At 68.0% G+C, this 14,619-nt stretch carries 11 protein-coding genes; 5 read left to right on the top strand and 6 right to left on the bottom strand.

Features of this window, described 5'->3' with window-relative positions; all coding sequences use genetic code 11:
• Window positions 1–22 precede the first annotated feature (22 nt).
• From A7Q26_RS22630 to A7Q26_RS22620, 3 genes are all read left to right on the top strand, one after another.
• Window positions 23–670 carry a class I SAM-dependent methyltransferase gene (locus A7Q26_RS22630; RefSeq protein WP_066864864.1) on the top strand — a complete coding sequence of 216 codons (648 nt, stop codon included), beginning with the start codon at window positions 23–25 and terminating at the stop codon, window positions 668–670.
• Between the two features lie 109 nt (window positions 671–779).
• Window positions 780–1,880, top strand: a complete 1,101-nt coding sequence (locus tag A7Q26_RS22625) for a helix-turn-helix transcriptional regulator (RefSeq protein WP_066864861.1) — start codon at window positions 780–782, stop codon at window positions 1,878–1,880.
• Between the two features lie 265 nt (window positions 1,881–2,145).
• Entirely contained in the window at window positions 2,146–3,411 is a 1,266-nt protein-coding gene (locus A7Q26_RS22620; protein WP_066864858.1) for a glutamate-5-semialdehyde dehydrogenase, read from the top strand.
• A 27-nt stretch (window positions 3,412–3,438) separates the two neighbouring features.
• Here A7Q26_RS22620 and kdsA read toward each other — a convergent pair whose 3' ends face one another.
• Window positions 3,439–4,275, bottom strand: a complete 837-nt coding sequence (gene kdsA / locus A7Q26_RS22615) for a 3-deoxy-8-phosphooctulonate synthase (protein ID WP_066864856.1) — start codon at window positions 4,273–4,275, stop codon at window positions 3,439–3,441.
• A 5-nt stretch (window positions 4,276–4,280) separates the two neighbouring features.
• Window positions 4,281–4,574 (bottom strand): hypothetical protein, encoded by a 294-nt coding sequence (locus A7Q26_RS22610; protein WP_066864853.1) that lies wholly within the window; start codon window positions 4,572–4,574, stop codon window positions 4,281–4,283.
• A gap of 22 nt (window positions 4,575–4,596) precedes the next feature.
• Here A7Q26_RS22610 and A7Q26_RS22605 point away from each other — a divergent pair, with 22 nt between their 5' ends.
• Both A7Q26_RS22605 and A7Q26_RS22600 read left to right on the top strand, forming a co-directional pair.
• The gene (locus A7Q26_RS22605) at window positions 4,597–5,730 is read left to right on the top strand and encodes a hypothetical protein (protein WP_066865319.1); all 1,134 of its coding nucleotides are present in this window, start codon (window positions 4,597–4,599) and stop codon (window positions 5,728–5,730) included.
• Window positions 5,727–7,097 (top strand): cytochrome P450, encoded by a 1,371-nt coding sequence (locus A7Q26_RS22600; RefSeq protein ID WP_066864850.1) that lies wholly within the window; start codon window positions 5,727–5,729, stop codon window positions 7,095–7,097. The genes A7Q26_RS22605 and A7Q26_RS22600 overlap by 4 nt, the downstream gene beginning before the upstream one ends.
• 61 nt (window positions 7,098–7,158) lie before the next feature.
• Here A7Q26_RS22600 and A7Q26_RS22595 read toward each other — a convergent pair whose 3' ends face one another.
• The 4 genes from A7Q26_RS22595 to A7Q26_RS22580 form a co-directional block, all read right to left on the bottom strand.
• Window positions 7,159–7,647 carry an immunity 26/phosphotriesterase HocA family protein gene (locus tag A7Q26_RS22595; protein ID WP_066864847.1) on the bottom strand — a complete coding sequence of 163 codons (489 nt, stop codon included), beginning with the start codon at window positions 7,645–7,647 and terminating at the stop codon, window positions 7,159–7,161.
• A gap of 190 nt (window positions 7,648–7,837) precedes the next feature.
• Window positions 7,838–8,728 carry a transglutaminase family protein gene (locus A7Q26_RS22590; protein WP_066864844.1) on the bottom strand — a complete coding sequence of 297 codons (891 nt, stop codon included), beginning with the start codon at window positions 8,726–8,728 and terminating at the stop codon, window positions 7,838–7,840.
• The gene (locus tag A7Q26_RS22585; protein WP_066864842.1) at window positions 8,725–11,190 is read right to left on the bottom strand and encodes a circularly permuted type 2 ATP-grasp protein; all 2,466 of its coding nucleotides are present in this window, start codon (window positions 11,188–11,190) and stop codon (window positions 8,725–8,727) included. Before A7Q26_RS22585 ends, A7Q26_RS22590 begins: the two co-directional genes overlap by 4 nt.
• 10 nt (window positions 11,191–11,200) lie before the next feature.
• The gene (locus tag A7Q26_RS22580) at window positions 11,201–14,575 is read right to left on the bottom strand and encodes a transglutaminase family protein (RefSeq protein WP_066864839.1); all 3,375 of its coding nucleotides are present in this window, start codon (window positions 14,573–14,575) and stop codon (window positions 11,201–11,203) included.
• Between the last annotated feature and the right edge of the window lie 44 nt (window positions 14,576–14,619).

The raw sequence follows: 14,619 nt of genomic DNA, 5'->3' as shown, positions 1-14,619 counted from the left end.
ACAGTCACACAGGCGGATATTGATGGCCTCCATTCCCTTCAAAGATAAGAAGAAATCGGTTGCGACGCGCGGCAGGGCCGCTTCCTTCCTCAGCCAGTGGGGCATGTTCTTCCGCCAGTTCGTGAAGCATCCGGGCATGATCGGCTCGGTCATTCCCTCCTCGCAGACGCTGGTCGACACGATGCTTGACCAGGTCGACTGGAAGCGGACCCGGCTGTTCGTCGAATATGGACCGGGCGTGGGTACCTTCACCCGTCCGATCCTCGACCGGATGCATCCGGACGCAATCCTGCTGGCGATCGATCTCAACCTGGATTTCGTCGCCTTCCTGGAGGCCCAGATCGACGATCCGCGCCTGCGCGTGGTCCATGGGTCGGCCGCCGACGTGCGCCGCTTCATCCGCGAGGCGGGGCATCATCAGGCGGACTATGTGTTGTCGGGCATCCCCTTTTCCACGCTGCCCGATGGCGTGGGCGCGGCGATCTGCGCCGAAACCCGCGCGGCGCTGCGGCCGGGCGGCGAATTCCTGATCTATCAATATTCGCGCTATGTCCGGCGCCTGCTCGACCCGCTGTTCGGCGCGGTCAGCGACCGGCTGGAGTGGCGCAACATTCCGCCGTGCCGGATGATTCGCGCGGTGAAGGAGGAAATTCTCGCCCAGGCGGCGTGATTTGCTGATCCAGATCAGCCTTTCGATCAATTTAACCATCTGATCCCGCACATCAATTGACTCCGGCCCCCGCTTGCGCGACGCACAGGCGGGGCATTGGGGACAGGCGATGGCATCATCCGCCATGAAGAATGAGGGGTGGGCGGACATTTTCCTGTCCGCCGCGCTCGAACCGCATCTTTGGGCGGATGCGATACAGCAAATGGCGCAGGCTACGGGATCGCGCCATGGCCAGCTTATCGGCTTCGGGCCGGGCGCGGCCGACTTCAACTGGATCAGCGACATCGACCAGAGCGTGTTCGCCAGGACGGCGGCCATCGACCAGGGCGCGCCCGACCTCAATTTCCGCGTCGCGGCTGATCGCCTGCCGGACCGGCCGGACATCGTGCATGAGGCGCATTATGACGTCGCCCGCCAGGCCCTGCGCGCGGACGACTATCTCGACCTTTGTTCGGACTTCGACATTTTCGACGGATGCCAGACACGGCTGCTGGCCGACGCGTCGTCGATGATCGGTCTGGCCCTGCTGCGCGACAGCAAGGACGGCCGCACCAGCCCGGAGCAGCGCGATCTCTTCGCCGCTATCGCCGGCCATGCCCGCACCGCCGTCCGGCTCCAGCAGGCGATCGAGCAACAGGGTTTCGCCCTGCTGGCCGGGACGTTCGAGGCGCTGGATCGGGCCTGCTGGCTGCTCGACGGCACCGGTCGGGTCGGCGGCATGACGCCGCGCGCCGAAACGCTGCTGGCTGGCAGCCGGCTGCGCGTCACCGACGGCTGGCTGGCGAGCGACCGGGCCGACGAAAGCCGCGCCATCCTGCGGTCGATGCGCCGGGTGATCGAGCCTTCCGACCAGCCGGCCGATCCGGTGCCGCTTGCCGATGACAGCGGCGGGGTGGCCATTCTCCTCGAATTCTACCCACTGCCCGCGCGCCCCTGGTCGCTGCCCTTCGCGCCGCGAGCGATCGCGCTGGCGCGGGTGAGCGCGGCGACCGACCGGCATGTGCAACTGCTGATGCGGACCTTCCGCCTGACGCGGGCGGAGGCGGACATCGCGATCCGGCTGGCGGCGGGCCAGAACCGGCGGGAAATTGCGGTGGCGCGCAGCGTCTCGACCGAAACGCTCAAGGTCCAGTTGCGCAGCATCTATGACAAGACCGGGTGCAGCCGCGAAGCCCAGCTGGTACGGCTGGTCGGCCTGATCATTCATTAGGCGCATTTGTCGCTCGACCTTGATCGACATCAAGGAAAAACGGCCAGGATTTTTTAACCTTACCCCTGCCGGGGTATGCGCGCCGCCGCTCGGCCCGCTAGCACTGGTCCATGGCAGCTTCGCCTGCCCGCTGGCGGCCGGATCATATGCGACCCGTGATCCGGTCGCTGGCAACCCTGGTTGCGCCGGCCCGCGCCCATCACGCCCCTTTGGCTTCCCCCGCTTTCATGCTAAGCCGCCGCCCGATTGGATGGCGAGACCCTTGATGAACGACCTGACCCAGACTCCCGAGATGCTGATCGCGATGCTCGGCGCGCGTGCGCGCGGCGCCGCCGCCATGATCGCGCGGGCCAGCGACGCGCAAAAGGCCGATGCGCTCCGCCTCGCCGCGCAGGCGCTTCGGGATCAGGCTCCGGCAATCATCGCCGCCAATGCCCGCGACATGGAAAATGCCGCGGCCAATGGCCTGTCGCCCGCCATGCTCGACCGGTTGAAGCTGGACGAGGACCGGATCGCCGGGGCTGCGGCCGGCGTGGAGCAGGTCGCCAGCCTCGCCAATCCGCTCGGCAGCGTGATCGACACGCAGGTCCGCCCCAACGGGCTGGAGCTGTCGCGCGTGCGGGTGCCGCTCGGCGTGATCGGCATCATCTATGAAAGCCGTCCCAATGTGACCGCCGACGCCGCTGCCCTCTGCCTGCGCGCGGGCAATGCCGTCATCCTGCGCGGCGGCAGCGAGGCGAAGGAAAGCAACCGTGCCATCCACGCCGCCATGATCGAGGGCATCGTCGCCGCCGGCCTGCCCGCCGACGTCGTCCAGTTGGTCCCGACGACCGATCGCGCGGCGGTGGGCGCGCTGCTCAAGGCGTCGGAGTTCGTCGACCTGATCGTGCCGCGCGGCGGCAAGAGCCTGGTCGCGCGCGTGCAGGAAGAGGCGCGCGTGCCCGTGCTGGCCCATCTCGACGGCATCAACCACAGCTATGTCGATGGCGCGGCCGACCCCGCCATGGCGGAAAAGCTGGTGGTCAATGCCAAGATGCGTCGCACCGGCATCTGCGGATCGACCGAGACGGTCCTGATCGACCGCGCTTATGGTTCGGCCCCCGCGCTGGTGCAGGCTCTGCTCGACGCCAGGTGCGAAGTGCGCGGCGACGAAGCCGTGCAGGCGATGGACGCTCGCGTGAAGCCGGCTTCCGACGAGGATTGGGACACGGAATATCTCGACGCCATCGTGTCGATCCGTATCGTGGATGGCGTGGAGGAGGCGATCGCCCATATCGCCGCCCATGCCAGCCATCATACCGACGCGATCATCACCGAGGATCCGGCGGTCGCGGACCATTTCCTGGGCGCCGTCGACAGCGCGATCGTGATGTGGAACGCCTCCACCCAGTTCGCCGACGGCGGCGAGTTCGGGCTGGGCGCGGAAATCGGCATCTCCACCGGCCGCCTCCACGCGCGCGGCCCGGTAGCGCTCGAAGGGCTCACCACCTACAAGTGGATCGTCCGCGGCACGGGGCAGACGCGGCCGTAAAGCGCTCGGAGATTGCGGTGAGGGGGCTTACCCCTTCACCACCCCGTCGATCGCCTTCAGCGTCGCCAGCATCGGCCCGACCCACGCCAGCGGCAGCATCACCGGCCCGTCCGACGGCGCATTGTCCGGGTCGTCATGCGCCTCGGCGAAGATCGCCGCGACCCCCGCCGCCACCGCGCTGCGCGCCAGCAGCGGCGCGAACTCGCGCTGCCCGCCCGAAGCCGAGCCGAGGCCGCCGGGCTGCTGCACCGAATGGGTGGCGTCGAAGACGACGGGGTAGCCGGTCTGCGCCATGGTCGGCAGCGCCCGCATGTCGCTGACCAATGTATTGTAGCCGAAACTCGCGCCCCGCTCGGTCAACAGGATGCGCTCATTGCCGGTGGAGGCGACCTTCTGCGCCACCGCCGCCATGTCCCAGGGGGCCAGGAACTGCCCCTTCTTGACGTTGATGACCGCGCCGGTCCGTCCGGCCGCGATCAGCAGGTCGGTCTGGCGGCAGAGGAAGGCGGGGATCTGGAGAATGTCCACCGCCTGAGCCGCCGCCTCCACCTGCTCCGGCCCGTGAATGTCGGTCAGCACCGGACAGCCCAGCGCCGCCTTCACGTCGGCAAGGATCGCCAGCCCCGCGTCGATCCCCACGCCGCGCCGGCCCGACACCGACGTGCGGTTCGCCTTGTCGAAGCTGCTCTTGAAGATGAAGGGCACGCCCGCCTTGCCTGCCGCCGTCGCCAGCGCGTCGGCCATGAACAGCGCATGGTCGCGGCTCTCGATCTGGCAGGGGCCGGAAATCAGGACGAAGGGCAGGTCGTTGCCGATGCGGATCGGGCCGACGGTCACATATTTTTGCGGGACGGGATCGCTCATGCCGCTCACTTGGGCGCTTTGGCGAAGCGGCGCAACAATTGTCCGCGCCACAGCCCCTTGCCGGGGTGATAATTCCAGCAGAACCAGCCGAACGCCAGGCAGGCGAGCAGCGAGGGCAGGGCCATCGGATCGCCATTGGCCTTCATGTGGCGATAAAAGGCCATGTCCGCGCGCCATCGGTCGCGCTCGCTGCCGCCGCCATTGATGCCGTACATATTGTCATGCTTCCGGCAACCGACATTGCGGTTGTATTTGCGGTGGTCGATGAAATAGCAGTAATCGCGTTCGGGCGTGGTCATGCGCGCGATTAGGGCGATGCTGTTGGAAAAGTTCAAGCGTAAAGTCTTCTATCTCGGCGGTTTCGACCCACGCGGCGTGCGCTTCTACCACCAGCTCTATCGCGAGCAGGCGGCGCGCCATGCCGCGCTGACCGGGGATGCGATCATGGTCAGCGGCCGGCAGGCCGGACCGGCGGGCGCGGCCGTCTCCGCCCTCTGGCGGGTCGAAAGCCCGGCCGCCGGGGTGGAGACCGACTATGAATATCTCCGCTGGGAGGATCTGATCGGCAAGGTCTGGATCCGCAATCCGCTGAGCCTCGCCTGGCGCGCCGCGCGCGCCTATGCGGGGCACGCCCGCCACATGGATTTCCGCCGGATGCGCCGCCTGCGCAAGGGACCGGTCATCACCATCCTCTATCCGCCGATCCTGGCGGTGCTGATCCCGCTGCTGCTGGCGCTGGTTCCGGCGCTCCTCCTCTCGTTGCTGCTGCCCTTCTGGGTCGGCGCGCTGGCCGGCATCGTCGTCAGCGCGCTGCTGTCGGGTCGCATCCTCGCCAAGCTGGTCGTGCCCTGGCTGCTGCGGTTCATGACCTATCATGGCGCGCTGGCGGCGGAGGGGCCGGGCGAGGCGCTGGACGACAGGCTAGACCGCTTCGCCGCCCGCATCGCGGAGCAACTGGACGGCGACTGGGACGAGGTGCAGATCGTCACCCACAGCGCCGGCACGATCCTGGGAATGCGCCTGCTGCGCCGCCTGCTCGCGCTGCGCGGCGGGAGCCTGCCCGACCATGTCGTGCTGCTCGGCCTGGGGCAGGTGGTGCCGGTCATCGGCCTGCGTCGCGACGCCGCCTGGTATCATGACGATCTGCGCGCGCTCGCGGACCGGCATTTCCGCTATGTCGACATCAGCTCGCCGCCCGACGGCGCCGCCTATTACAACGTCAATCCGTTCCGGCTTGTCGCGGATCGCCATGCCGCCCGCGTCGACATGCTATCGCCGCGCTTCCATCTCTTCTACAGGCCGGAAAATTATCATGGCGGCTGGTCCAACAAATATGAGGCGCATTTCGACTATCTGCGCGTGGGCGACCGCCTCTCCCCGCTCGACTTCATCAGCCTGACCGCAGGCCGCCGCACCGTCGACGACGCCGTCGCCGCCTTCAGGATGATCCCGTGACCAATCTCTTCACGCCGCCCTATCCCCGGCCGCCGCGCAGCAAGCGCGGCCTCGTCAAGCGCTTCCTGCGCGGCTGGCACAGCTGGATTCATGTGCTCTTCGACAAGAGCTATACGATGAAGATGGGGGAGATCCGCCTGCCCAGCCGGACCATGTATATCGCCAACGAACTGACCCTCGTGGACCAGATACTGCGCGGCGGCACCGCTTTCCCCAAGCATAGCGAACTGGTCCGCAATCTCGACCCGCTGATCGGCAATTCGGTCTTTTCCGCCAATGGCGCGGATTGGGAAAGCCAGCGCGCGATGGTGAACCCGGCCTTCGCCCATACCGCGCTCGGCCGGTCGATGCCGCTGATGGTCGCGGCGGCCGACGATCTGCTCGCCCGGATCGACGCGGCGGACCGCAACGCGCCGGTCGACATCGACCCGATGATGACCCATGTCGCCGCCGACATCATCTTCCGCACGCTCTTTTCGCAGACGCTGGATGCCGATCGTTCCAACATCATCCACACCGCCTTCGGCCAGTTCCAGCGGCTCGCCCACAGCGCCTCGATGCTGCGTCTCTACGGCATCCCCGCGGGCTGGTTCGAGCGACGGTCGAAAAAGCCCGCCCGCGCCATCCATGACGTGTTCCGCCCGATCGTCGAGGCCCGCTACGAAGCCTTCCACGCGCGCGGAGAGACGCAGCAGCGCGACATCCTCCAGTCACTGATCGAGGTAAAGCATCCCGAAACCGGCGTCCATTTCACTTGCGAACAGGTGATGGAGCAGGTGTCGACCATCTTCCTTGCCGGCCATGAGACATCGGCCAGTACCATGACCTGGGCGCTCTACATGCTGGCCGAATGCGCCCATATCCAGGACCGCGTCCGCGCCGAGGTGGCGGGGGTGGCGGGTGACGCCCCGCTGACCGGCGCGATGCTCAAGGACATGGGCCAGGTCCGCAACATCTTCAAGGAAACGCTGCGCCTTTATCCGCCCGTCTCCTTCTTCCCGCGCGAAGTCACCTGCCCCATGCCGATGCGCGACAAGCAGCTGGAGACCGGCGCGATGCTGGTGGTCGCCCCCTGGCTGACCCAGCGCAACAAGGACAACTGGGCCTGTCCCCACAGCTTCGATCCCGACCGGTTCGACGATCCCGCCAATGCCGACATGGCGAAGCAGGCCTGGTTCCCCTTCGGCCGCGGCCCTCGCGTCTGCGTCGGCGCGGGCTTCGCGCAGCAGGAGGTGATGACCGTCATCGCCTCGGTCGTCCGCCGCTACCGCCTCACCGTTCCCACGGGCTTCAAGCCCGAACCCATCAGCCGCCTCACCATCCGCCCAAGGACCGGGATGCCGCTGCTGTTCGAGCGGGTGGACTGACTGGAAGCGACCATTTGTTGCCTTTCGCCTCGCTGAACCCCGGTCCGCAAAGCGGACGCTTTTAAGGTATCGCCGCAACGTTAATCTGAAGACTTTCGGTCCACTTGCTTGTCCTTCCGTCGTAATGGTTCCGCAGCCGATCTTCGATGTGTTCCGGCTCCCACACAGCGGCGCATTCTAGGGCTTCACATTCCGCAAGGCTCGCGGCTCGTTCCCAGTTCGTATTTGCGAAGGAGGAATGATAGAGCGCCAAACGGCCCGTGATCGCATCCTGCTTATAGAAGAAGGGTTCCTCTTGGTTCTCCGGCGCAAGTGCTGCTCGCCCGACTACCGACCAACGCCCCCGCGTAATCGCATGGTTTGCTACCCACAGGCGGAACAGGGTCGGTAGACCGCCAATCTCCTCGGGTGTCAGATTGTTCGCAAAACAACCTTCGAAGAATATGATGAGTGGTTCAGCCGCGACCTGAGCATAGGAACGTCGGCCATCGTCCAGATCGATTGTAAGGAGATCGCCTTCGCGGCGGCGGACATTCTTAGGAAGCTTCATAGTTCGAGCTATCCGAAAAATGCCCTCGATATGCAATGTCGGCAATAGCGGGTTGGCACCTCAGAACCCGACTTTCCGCTATCCACCCTATTTTGTCATTCCCGCGCAGGCGGGAACCCATCTCCTGACCTTGCGTCCAGCGCGGCGTTGGGGAGATGGATCCCGGCCTGTGCTGGGATGACCGCGGCGATCAGGCGACATTCTCCTCTTCCGGCGCGACATCGACCATCACCGACAGGCTCTGCCCCGCCCCCCCGACGAACAGGCCATCCATGGGCGCTACATCGGCATAATCGCGCCCCATCGCCACGAACAGATGCCCGTCGCCGGTGATGCAGCCATTGGTCGGATCGAAGCCGATCCACCCGCGCGTCGGCCCGCACCACAGCATCACCCAGGCATGCATGGCGTCCGCCCCCACCAGCCTGGGCATCCCCGGCGGCGGCAGGGTGCGCAGATAGCCGCTGACATAGGCGGCGGGCAGCCCCGCCAGCCGGAGCGCGACCACCATCATATGGGCGAAATCCTGGCACACGCCATGGCGCGCGGCGAAGGCGTCGGCGACCGGGGTGCCCGCGTCGGTGACGCCGGGCTGATAGGCGAACTCCGCCCGGATGCGCCGCGCCAGGTCCAGCCCGGCGGCGATTACCGGCCGGTCGGGCGCCAGCTCCGCGCCGGACCATGCCCCGACCTGCGCCAGCAGCGGGGTGCGCGCCGAAGCGTAGAGATAATGGGCCGGCGCGGCCGGCCCCATGTCGCGGTCCGCCAGCGCCGCCTGCGCCACCGCGCCGATCGTCGGATCATCCGCCTGCGGCTCGATCGCGCCGCCCTGCACCCCGGCGCGGAAGCGGCTTTCGATCGCCAGCTGGCGGATCGGGCTTTCGATCACCAGTCGCGCGACATGCACGGGCCAGCCGCCGGGCCGCGATTCGACCATGGTCGGCGCGGGATCGACCTCCAGCGCATAGTCCGACGTCCATTGCCCCGGCCAGGGCGCGGGCTTCAGCCGCAGGTTGAAACGGGCCAGCCGCACCGGGGCGGCATAATGGATAATGGTCCGGTGCCGGACATGGTAGATCATGCGAGAATGTCCGCGCTCTCGGTCTTGCGAACCTGAAGGAAATAGCGCTGGCCGATCGCATCGGACAGGCCCAGCAGCCGGCTTTCGGCGTCGGCGATGTCGGCTTGCGTCAGCATGTCGCCGGTCAGCGGCGCCAGCCGCGCCACCAGCGCATCGGCCAGCCGTCGCGGCTCTTCCGGCATCCCGTCGGCGCGCAGCGTCGGCAGGGCGGCGACATGCTCGGCCAGCCGCAGCGCCTGCCAGGCGATGGCGCGGGGGTTGACCGGCTCAAGCGCCAGCAGGTCGCGCACCGGGGCCAGCGCCGGCCCGGTCAGATAGCGGGTGCGATAGCTGATCTGGCTGTCCATCAGGTCGAGCAGCACGGTCAGGTCGTCGTCCGACGCCTGGTCGTTGCCGAACAGGCCGATCAGGCGACAGCCATTGATCGCCCGCTCCATCCGCCGGCCCATGTCGTGGAAGCGCCAGCCGTCGGTGCGCCCCATATTCTCCGCCGCCAGCCCCGCCAGCGCCGAAATCCGCTCGATCATCCGCGACGATGCATCGAGCAACGTCTCCGTGACCGCCCCGTCGAAGGCGGGGAGGGGCAGGCGCACCAGCCGCCAGAAATCGCTCGCCAGCCGGTCGCGCAGTCCCTCGCCGATATTGGCGACCACGCCCATCAGCGCACGCACGCTTCCCGGTTGCCGCGCGTCGCCCAGCGCCGTGGCGCACAGCGGGCCGACCGCCGTGCCGACCGATCCGGCACTGCCCGGCACCGCGCCCCACAGCGCCAGCTGCGCCACCAGCCGGGCCATGGTGGGGCTGGCCAGCGAGGGGCCAAGGTCCGCCTCGATCGACCCGCCGGCGATGGCGCGGATCAGGCGCAGCGTCATTTCCGCCCGCTCGATATAGCGGCCCAGCCAGAAGAGATTGTCCGCCGCCTTCGCTGGCAACATGCCGCCGATCCGCCGGATCGCGGGTGTGCCGCCGCCCAGCAGGCTGTCGGGCGGGGCCGGCTTGCTGTCGATCACGCACATGTCCGCCGACATGTCGCCCTGGCCCATCAGAGCGGCGCGAATGTCGCCATGGCCCGCCAGCCGCGCGAAGGCGCCGGGCATCACCCGCCACTGGCCCGCGCCGTCGCGCGCCACGAAGATGCGCAGCGTGAAGGGCAGGGGCGCCAGCCGCCCGTCGATCACCGCCGGCGTGGTGGACAATTTCACCAGCTCCTGACCGACATAGTCCATCGGCCGCCGCGCCATCGCCTCCAGCAGCGCCGCGCGCTGCGCCGCGTCCAGCGACGCGCCGGGAATGAAATGCTTGCCCGGCAGTCCGGCGACATCCTGGTCGAAGGCGGACCCGACCACCAGCGTGTCGAGCCGTGCGCGCACATGGTCGCGCTCGCGCTTCTGGCCGCACCACCAGGTGGCGATATTGGGCAGGATCAGCTCCGCCCCCAGCACGGCCTTCGCCAGCTGCGGCAGGAAAGCGGCGAAGGCGCGCGATTCGATCACCCCCGCGCCCGGCCAGTTGCTGACCATCAGCCCGCCGCGCGCGCAGGCGTCATACAGGTCGGCCACGCCGATCCGCGACTTGTTGTCGAACGCCAGCGGATCGAGGAAGCGGCTGTCCATCCAGCGCCACAGGCCATCGACCCGCTTCAGACCCTGGATCGTCCGCACGAACAGCCGCCCGTCCGACACGATCAGGTCGTCGCCCTCGACCAGCATCAGGCCCAGATAGCGGGCCAGATGCGCCTGTTCGGCATAGCTCTGGTTGAAGCGTCCCGGCGTCAGCAGCCCGATGCGCGGGTCGGACCGCGCGCAGTCGGCCGCCAGCCCCCGCCGCAGTTCGGAAAAGAAGGGGGCCAGCCGCCGCGTGTTCATCGCACCGAGCAGGTCGCCGGTGGCGCGCGAGAGCGCCAGCCGGTTTTCCAGCGCATAGCCGACGCCGACGGGCGTGCGTACCCGGTCGGCCAGCACCCGCCATTCGCCATTGGGACCGCGCCCGATGTCGGCAGCGTAGAAATGGAGATGATGGCCGCGCGGCGGCGGCGTGCCGGTCATCACCCGCCAATAATGGGGGCTGCCGGTGACGATGCTGGCCGGCAGCTTGCCCTCGCGCACCAGCGACTGGGTGGAATAGATGTCGGCGATCACCCGTTCCAGCAGCTGCGCGCGCTGGGTCAGGCCGCTTTCGATATGCGCCCATTCCCTGGCGCCGATCAGCAGCGGCACCGGGCCGAGCGGCCAGTCGCGTTCCTGCTCGTCGCCGGTCAGGCGAAAGGCGAGGCCCAGGTCCAGCGCCTGCCGCGCGACATGGTCGGCCAGCGTCGCGGGATCGCCCTTCGCCTGGGTCGAAAGCCGCGCCAGCATGGCGCGCCAATGCGCCGCCATCTCCGGCGATGCGCCCGCGAACAGGTCGCCGGTCGGCGCGGCGGCCAGATAGGCGTCGGCCCAGTCTAGTCGGGTTTCGGTATCCACCGGATCACCCTTAGCCGCCCGGATGCCGGAACCGCAAATCGAGCGTCATCGGAAATTCGCCGGGCGTTTCGGCGGCCGGCATCTCGACCGGCCCCGGCGTATGGCCATGATCCTGGAACCGCGCCTTGCGCCGCGATTCCGCCTCATATCCGTTGACCGGCAGCGTGTCGTAGTTGCGCCCGCCCGGATGCGCGACATGATAGACGCAGCCGCCCAGCGAACGGCCGCTCCAGCTGTCTAGTATGTCGAACGTCAGCGGCGCATTGACCGGCAGGTTGGGGTGCAGGCAATTGGCCGGCGCCCACGCCTTGTAACGGACGCCGCCCACGCCTTCGCCCGGCACCGCCGTGGCCGACATCGGCACCTGCCGGCCGTTGCAGGCGACGATATGCCGCCCCGCGACCAGCCCCGTCGCGCGCACCTGCAACCGCTCGGTCGAACTGTCGACATAGCGCACCGTGCCGCCGATCGCGCCGGTCTCGCCCAGCACGTTCCAGGGTTCCAGCGCATGGGTGATCTCCAGCCCCACGCCGCCCGCATCCACCGTGCCATGAATGGGGAAGCGGAACTGGCGCTGCGCCTCGAACCAGTTGGGATCGAACGCATAGCCCGCCCCTTTCAGGTCGCCCAGCACTTCCAGGAAATCGGCCCAGACGAAATGGGGCAGCATGAACCGGTCGTGCAGCGCCGTGCCCCAGCGCACCAGCCCGCCCTGTTGCGGCTGGCGCCAGAACCAGGCGGTGAGCGCGCGGATCAGCAATTGCTGGGCCAGGCTCATCCGCGCCTCGGGCGGCATTTCGAAGCCGCGAAACTCCAGCAGCCCCAGCCGCCCGGTCGGCCCGTCGGGGGAGAACATCTTGTCGATGCAGATTTCGGTACGGTGGGTGTTGCCGGTCACGTCGACCAGCAGGTTGCGCAGCAGCCGGTCGACCAGCCAGGGCGGCGGCAGCCGGTCCACGCCCTCCTTCATCGGATCGGGCACCTGCGCCAGCGCGATCTCCAGCTCGTACAGGCCGTCATGCCGCGCCTCGTCGATGCGTGGCGCCTGGCTCGTCGGCCCGATGCACAGGCCTGAGAACAGGTAGGAGAGCGAGGGATGCCGTTGCCAGTAGAGGACGAAGCTCTTGAGCAGGTCGGGCCGCCGGATGAAGGGCGAATCATCCAGGCTCGGCCCGCCCAGAACGATATGATTGCCCCCGCCGGTCCCGACCGACCGGCCGTCGACCATGAACTTGTCGGCGGTCAGCTGGCATTCGCGCGCGGCGGCATAGAGGCGCTCGGTAATATCGACCGTCTCGTTCCAGCTGCCGGCGGGATGGACGTTGACCTCGATCACGCCGGGATCGGGCGTGGCCTTGAGCACATTCAGGCGCGGGTCGGGGGGCGGGGCATAGCCTTCGATCCGCACCGGGATACGGGTCGTCTCGGCCACCGCCTCGACCTGCGCGATCAGCTCCAGATAATCTTCCAGCGCCTCGACCGGCGGCAGGAAGACCGACAGATAATGGCCGCGCGGCTCGACCGTGATGGCGGTACGCACCGCGCCCTCGATCAGCACCTGCTCGACCCGCTCCTGCCGCGCGGCGCCGCCCTCGACATCACCGACCCGCTGCACCGCCTGGGCCATGGCCTGCGCCTGGACCTCCTCGCGCGTCGCCGGCTCGGTCACCTGCGCGCGATAGTCGGGCAATGGCCCGCGCGGCTCGCTGGTGTCGCGCGGATGGATATAGGGATAGTCGGACGGCGGCACATAGGGCAGCGACCCCAGCGGCAGGCGGTACCCCAGCGCCGAATCCCCCGGCACCGCGAACAGCCTGCCCCGGCGCAGCTGCCAGATCTCGCTCTGCCAGCGCGGCGTGGCGACCTGGCTCTGCCAGCGCTGCACCGGCAGCACATAGCCCACCGGCTGGTCCAGCCCGCGCTCGAACGCCTTGACCATCCGCGCCCGCGCCTCGGGATCGCTGATCTCGGGCGCTTCCGGGCTGGTGTTGATCGGCAGTTCCGCTTCCTTGACCGCCCACACCGCCGGGTCTTCATAGACGGCGTGGGTATAGTCGGCGGAAAAGCCCATATTGCCGGCAAGGGCGGCGAGGAAAGCCTGCGCATCCGCCGCGCTCACCGCGCGCGCCCCTTCCGGCGGCTCGTCATTGGCGATCAGCGCCGCGTCGCGCCACAGCGGCACGCCATCCTTGCGCCAATAGACCGCATAGGCCCAGCGCGGCAGGCTTTCGCCCGGATACCATTTGCCCTGCCCATGGTGCAGCAGGCCGCCCGGCGCGAAGTCGTCACGCAGCTTGCGGATCAGCCGGTCGGCGAAGGCCGCCTTGGTCGGCCCCACCGCATCGCCATTCCATTCACCCGCATCGCCGCCATCCTCCGCGACGAAGGTCGGCTCGCCCCCGGTGGTCAGGCGCACGTCCTGGCGCTCCAAATCGGCGTCCACCTGCGCGCCCAGCGCCATCACCGCGTCCCAGCGGGCGTCGGTGAAGGGCTTGGTGATCCGCACCGCCTCGGCGATGCGCGACACGCTCATGGCGAAATTGAAGTCGACCTCGGCCGGCTCGGCCATGCCGCTGATCGGCGCGGCGGAGCGATAATGGGGCGTGGCGCAGAGCGGGATATGGCCCTCGCCCGCGAACATGCCGCTGGTCGCGTCCAGCGCCACCCAGCCCGCGCCCGGCACATAGGCCTCGGCCCAGGCATGGAGGTCCACCACGTCCTGCGTCACGCCCTTGGGACCGTCCAGCGGCTCGACGTCCGCGACCAGCTGGATGGAATAGCCCGACACGAACCGCGCGGCGAAGCCCAGCCGGCGGAGCAGCTGCACCAGCAGCCAGGCCGAATCGCGGCACGACCCCGTGCCGATGTCCAGCGTCTCCTCCGGGCTTTGCACGCCCGCTTCCATGCGGATGACATAGCCGACCCGCTGTTGCAGCCGCCGGTTCACCTCCACCAGGAAATCGACGGTGCGGCTGGTGCGCCCGTCATATTCGGCCACCAGCGCGTCGAACAGCGGCCCCTGATCCTCCAGGTCGAAATAGGCGGCCAGGTCGGTCCGGAGCTGCTCGTCATAGGCGAAGGGATAGTCCTCCGCATAAGGCTCGACGAAGAAGTCGAAGGGATTGATGATGTCGAGGTCGGCGAGCAGGTCGACCTGGATGGAGAAATGATCGACCGGCTCGGGAAAGACGATCCGCGCCAGCCAGTTGCCGTGCGGGTCCTGCTGCCAGTTGAGGAAATGGCCCGCCGGTTCGATCTTCAGCGCATAATTGGGCACCTTGGTCCGGCTGTGCGGCGCGGGACGGAGGCGGATGACCTGCGGGCCGAGCCGGATCGGACGGCTGTAGCGGTAGGCGGTGAGGTGGTGCAGCGCGGCCTTGAGCATATGCCGATCAAACGCCACCCCTTGCTGCAATGCAACAGCAATCG

Source organism: Sphingobium sp. TCM1 (assembly GCF_001650725.1).
In the GTDB taxonomy this organism is placed as follows: domain Bacteria; phylum Pseudomonadota; class Alphaproteobacteria; order Sphingomonadales; family Sphingomonadaceae; genus Sphingobium.
The sequence above is the reverse complement of the archived record's forward strand: the minus strand, read 5'-3'. Positions and strand labels throughout refer to the sequence as shown.

Coding starts and splice junctions, on each gene's coding strand:
- A7Q26_RS22595 (WP_066864847.1), bottom strand. CDS start 7,647: ATGAAGCTTCCTAAGAATGTCCGCCGCCGCGAAGGCGATCTCCTTACA.
- A7Q26_RS22590 (WP_066864844.1), bottom strand. CDS start 8,728: ATGATCTACCATGTCCGGCACCGGACCATTATCCATTATGCCGCCCCG.
- A7Q26_RS22625 (WP_066864861.1), top strand. CDS start 780: ATGGCATCATCCGCCATGAAGAATGAGGGGTGGGCGGACATTTTCCTG.
- A7Q26_RS22620 (WP_066864858.1), top strand. CDS start 2,146: ATGAACGACCTGACCCAGACTCCCGAGATGCTGATCGCGATGCTCGGC.
- kdsA (WP_066864856.1), bottom strand. CDS start 4,275: ATGAGCGATCCCGTCCCGCAAAAATATGTGACCGTCGGCCCGATCCGC.
- A7Q26_RS22580 (WP_066864839.1), bottom strand. CDS start 14,575: ATGCTCAAGGCCGCGCTGCACCACCTCACCGCCTACCGCTACAGCCGT.
- A7Q26_RS22630 (WP_066864864.1), top strand. CDS start 23: ATGGCCTCCATTCCCTTCAAAGATAAGAAGAAATCGGTTGCGACGCGC.
- A7Q26_RS22610 (WP_066864853.1), bottom strand. CDS start 4,574: ATGACCACGCCCGAACGCGATTACTGCTATTTCATCGACCACCGCAAA.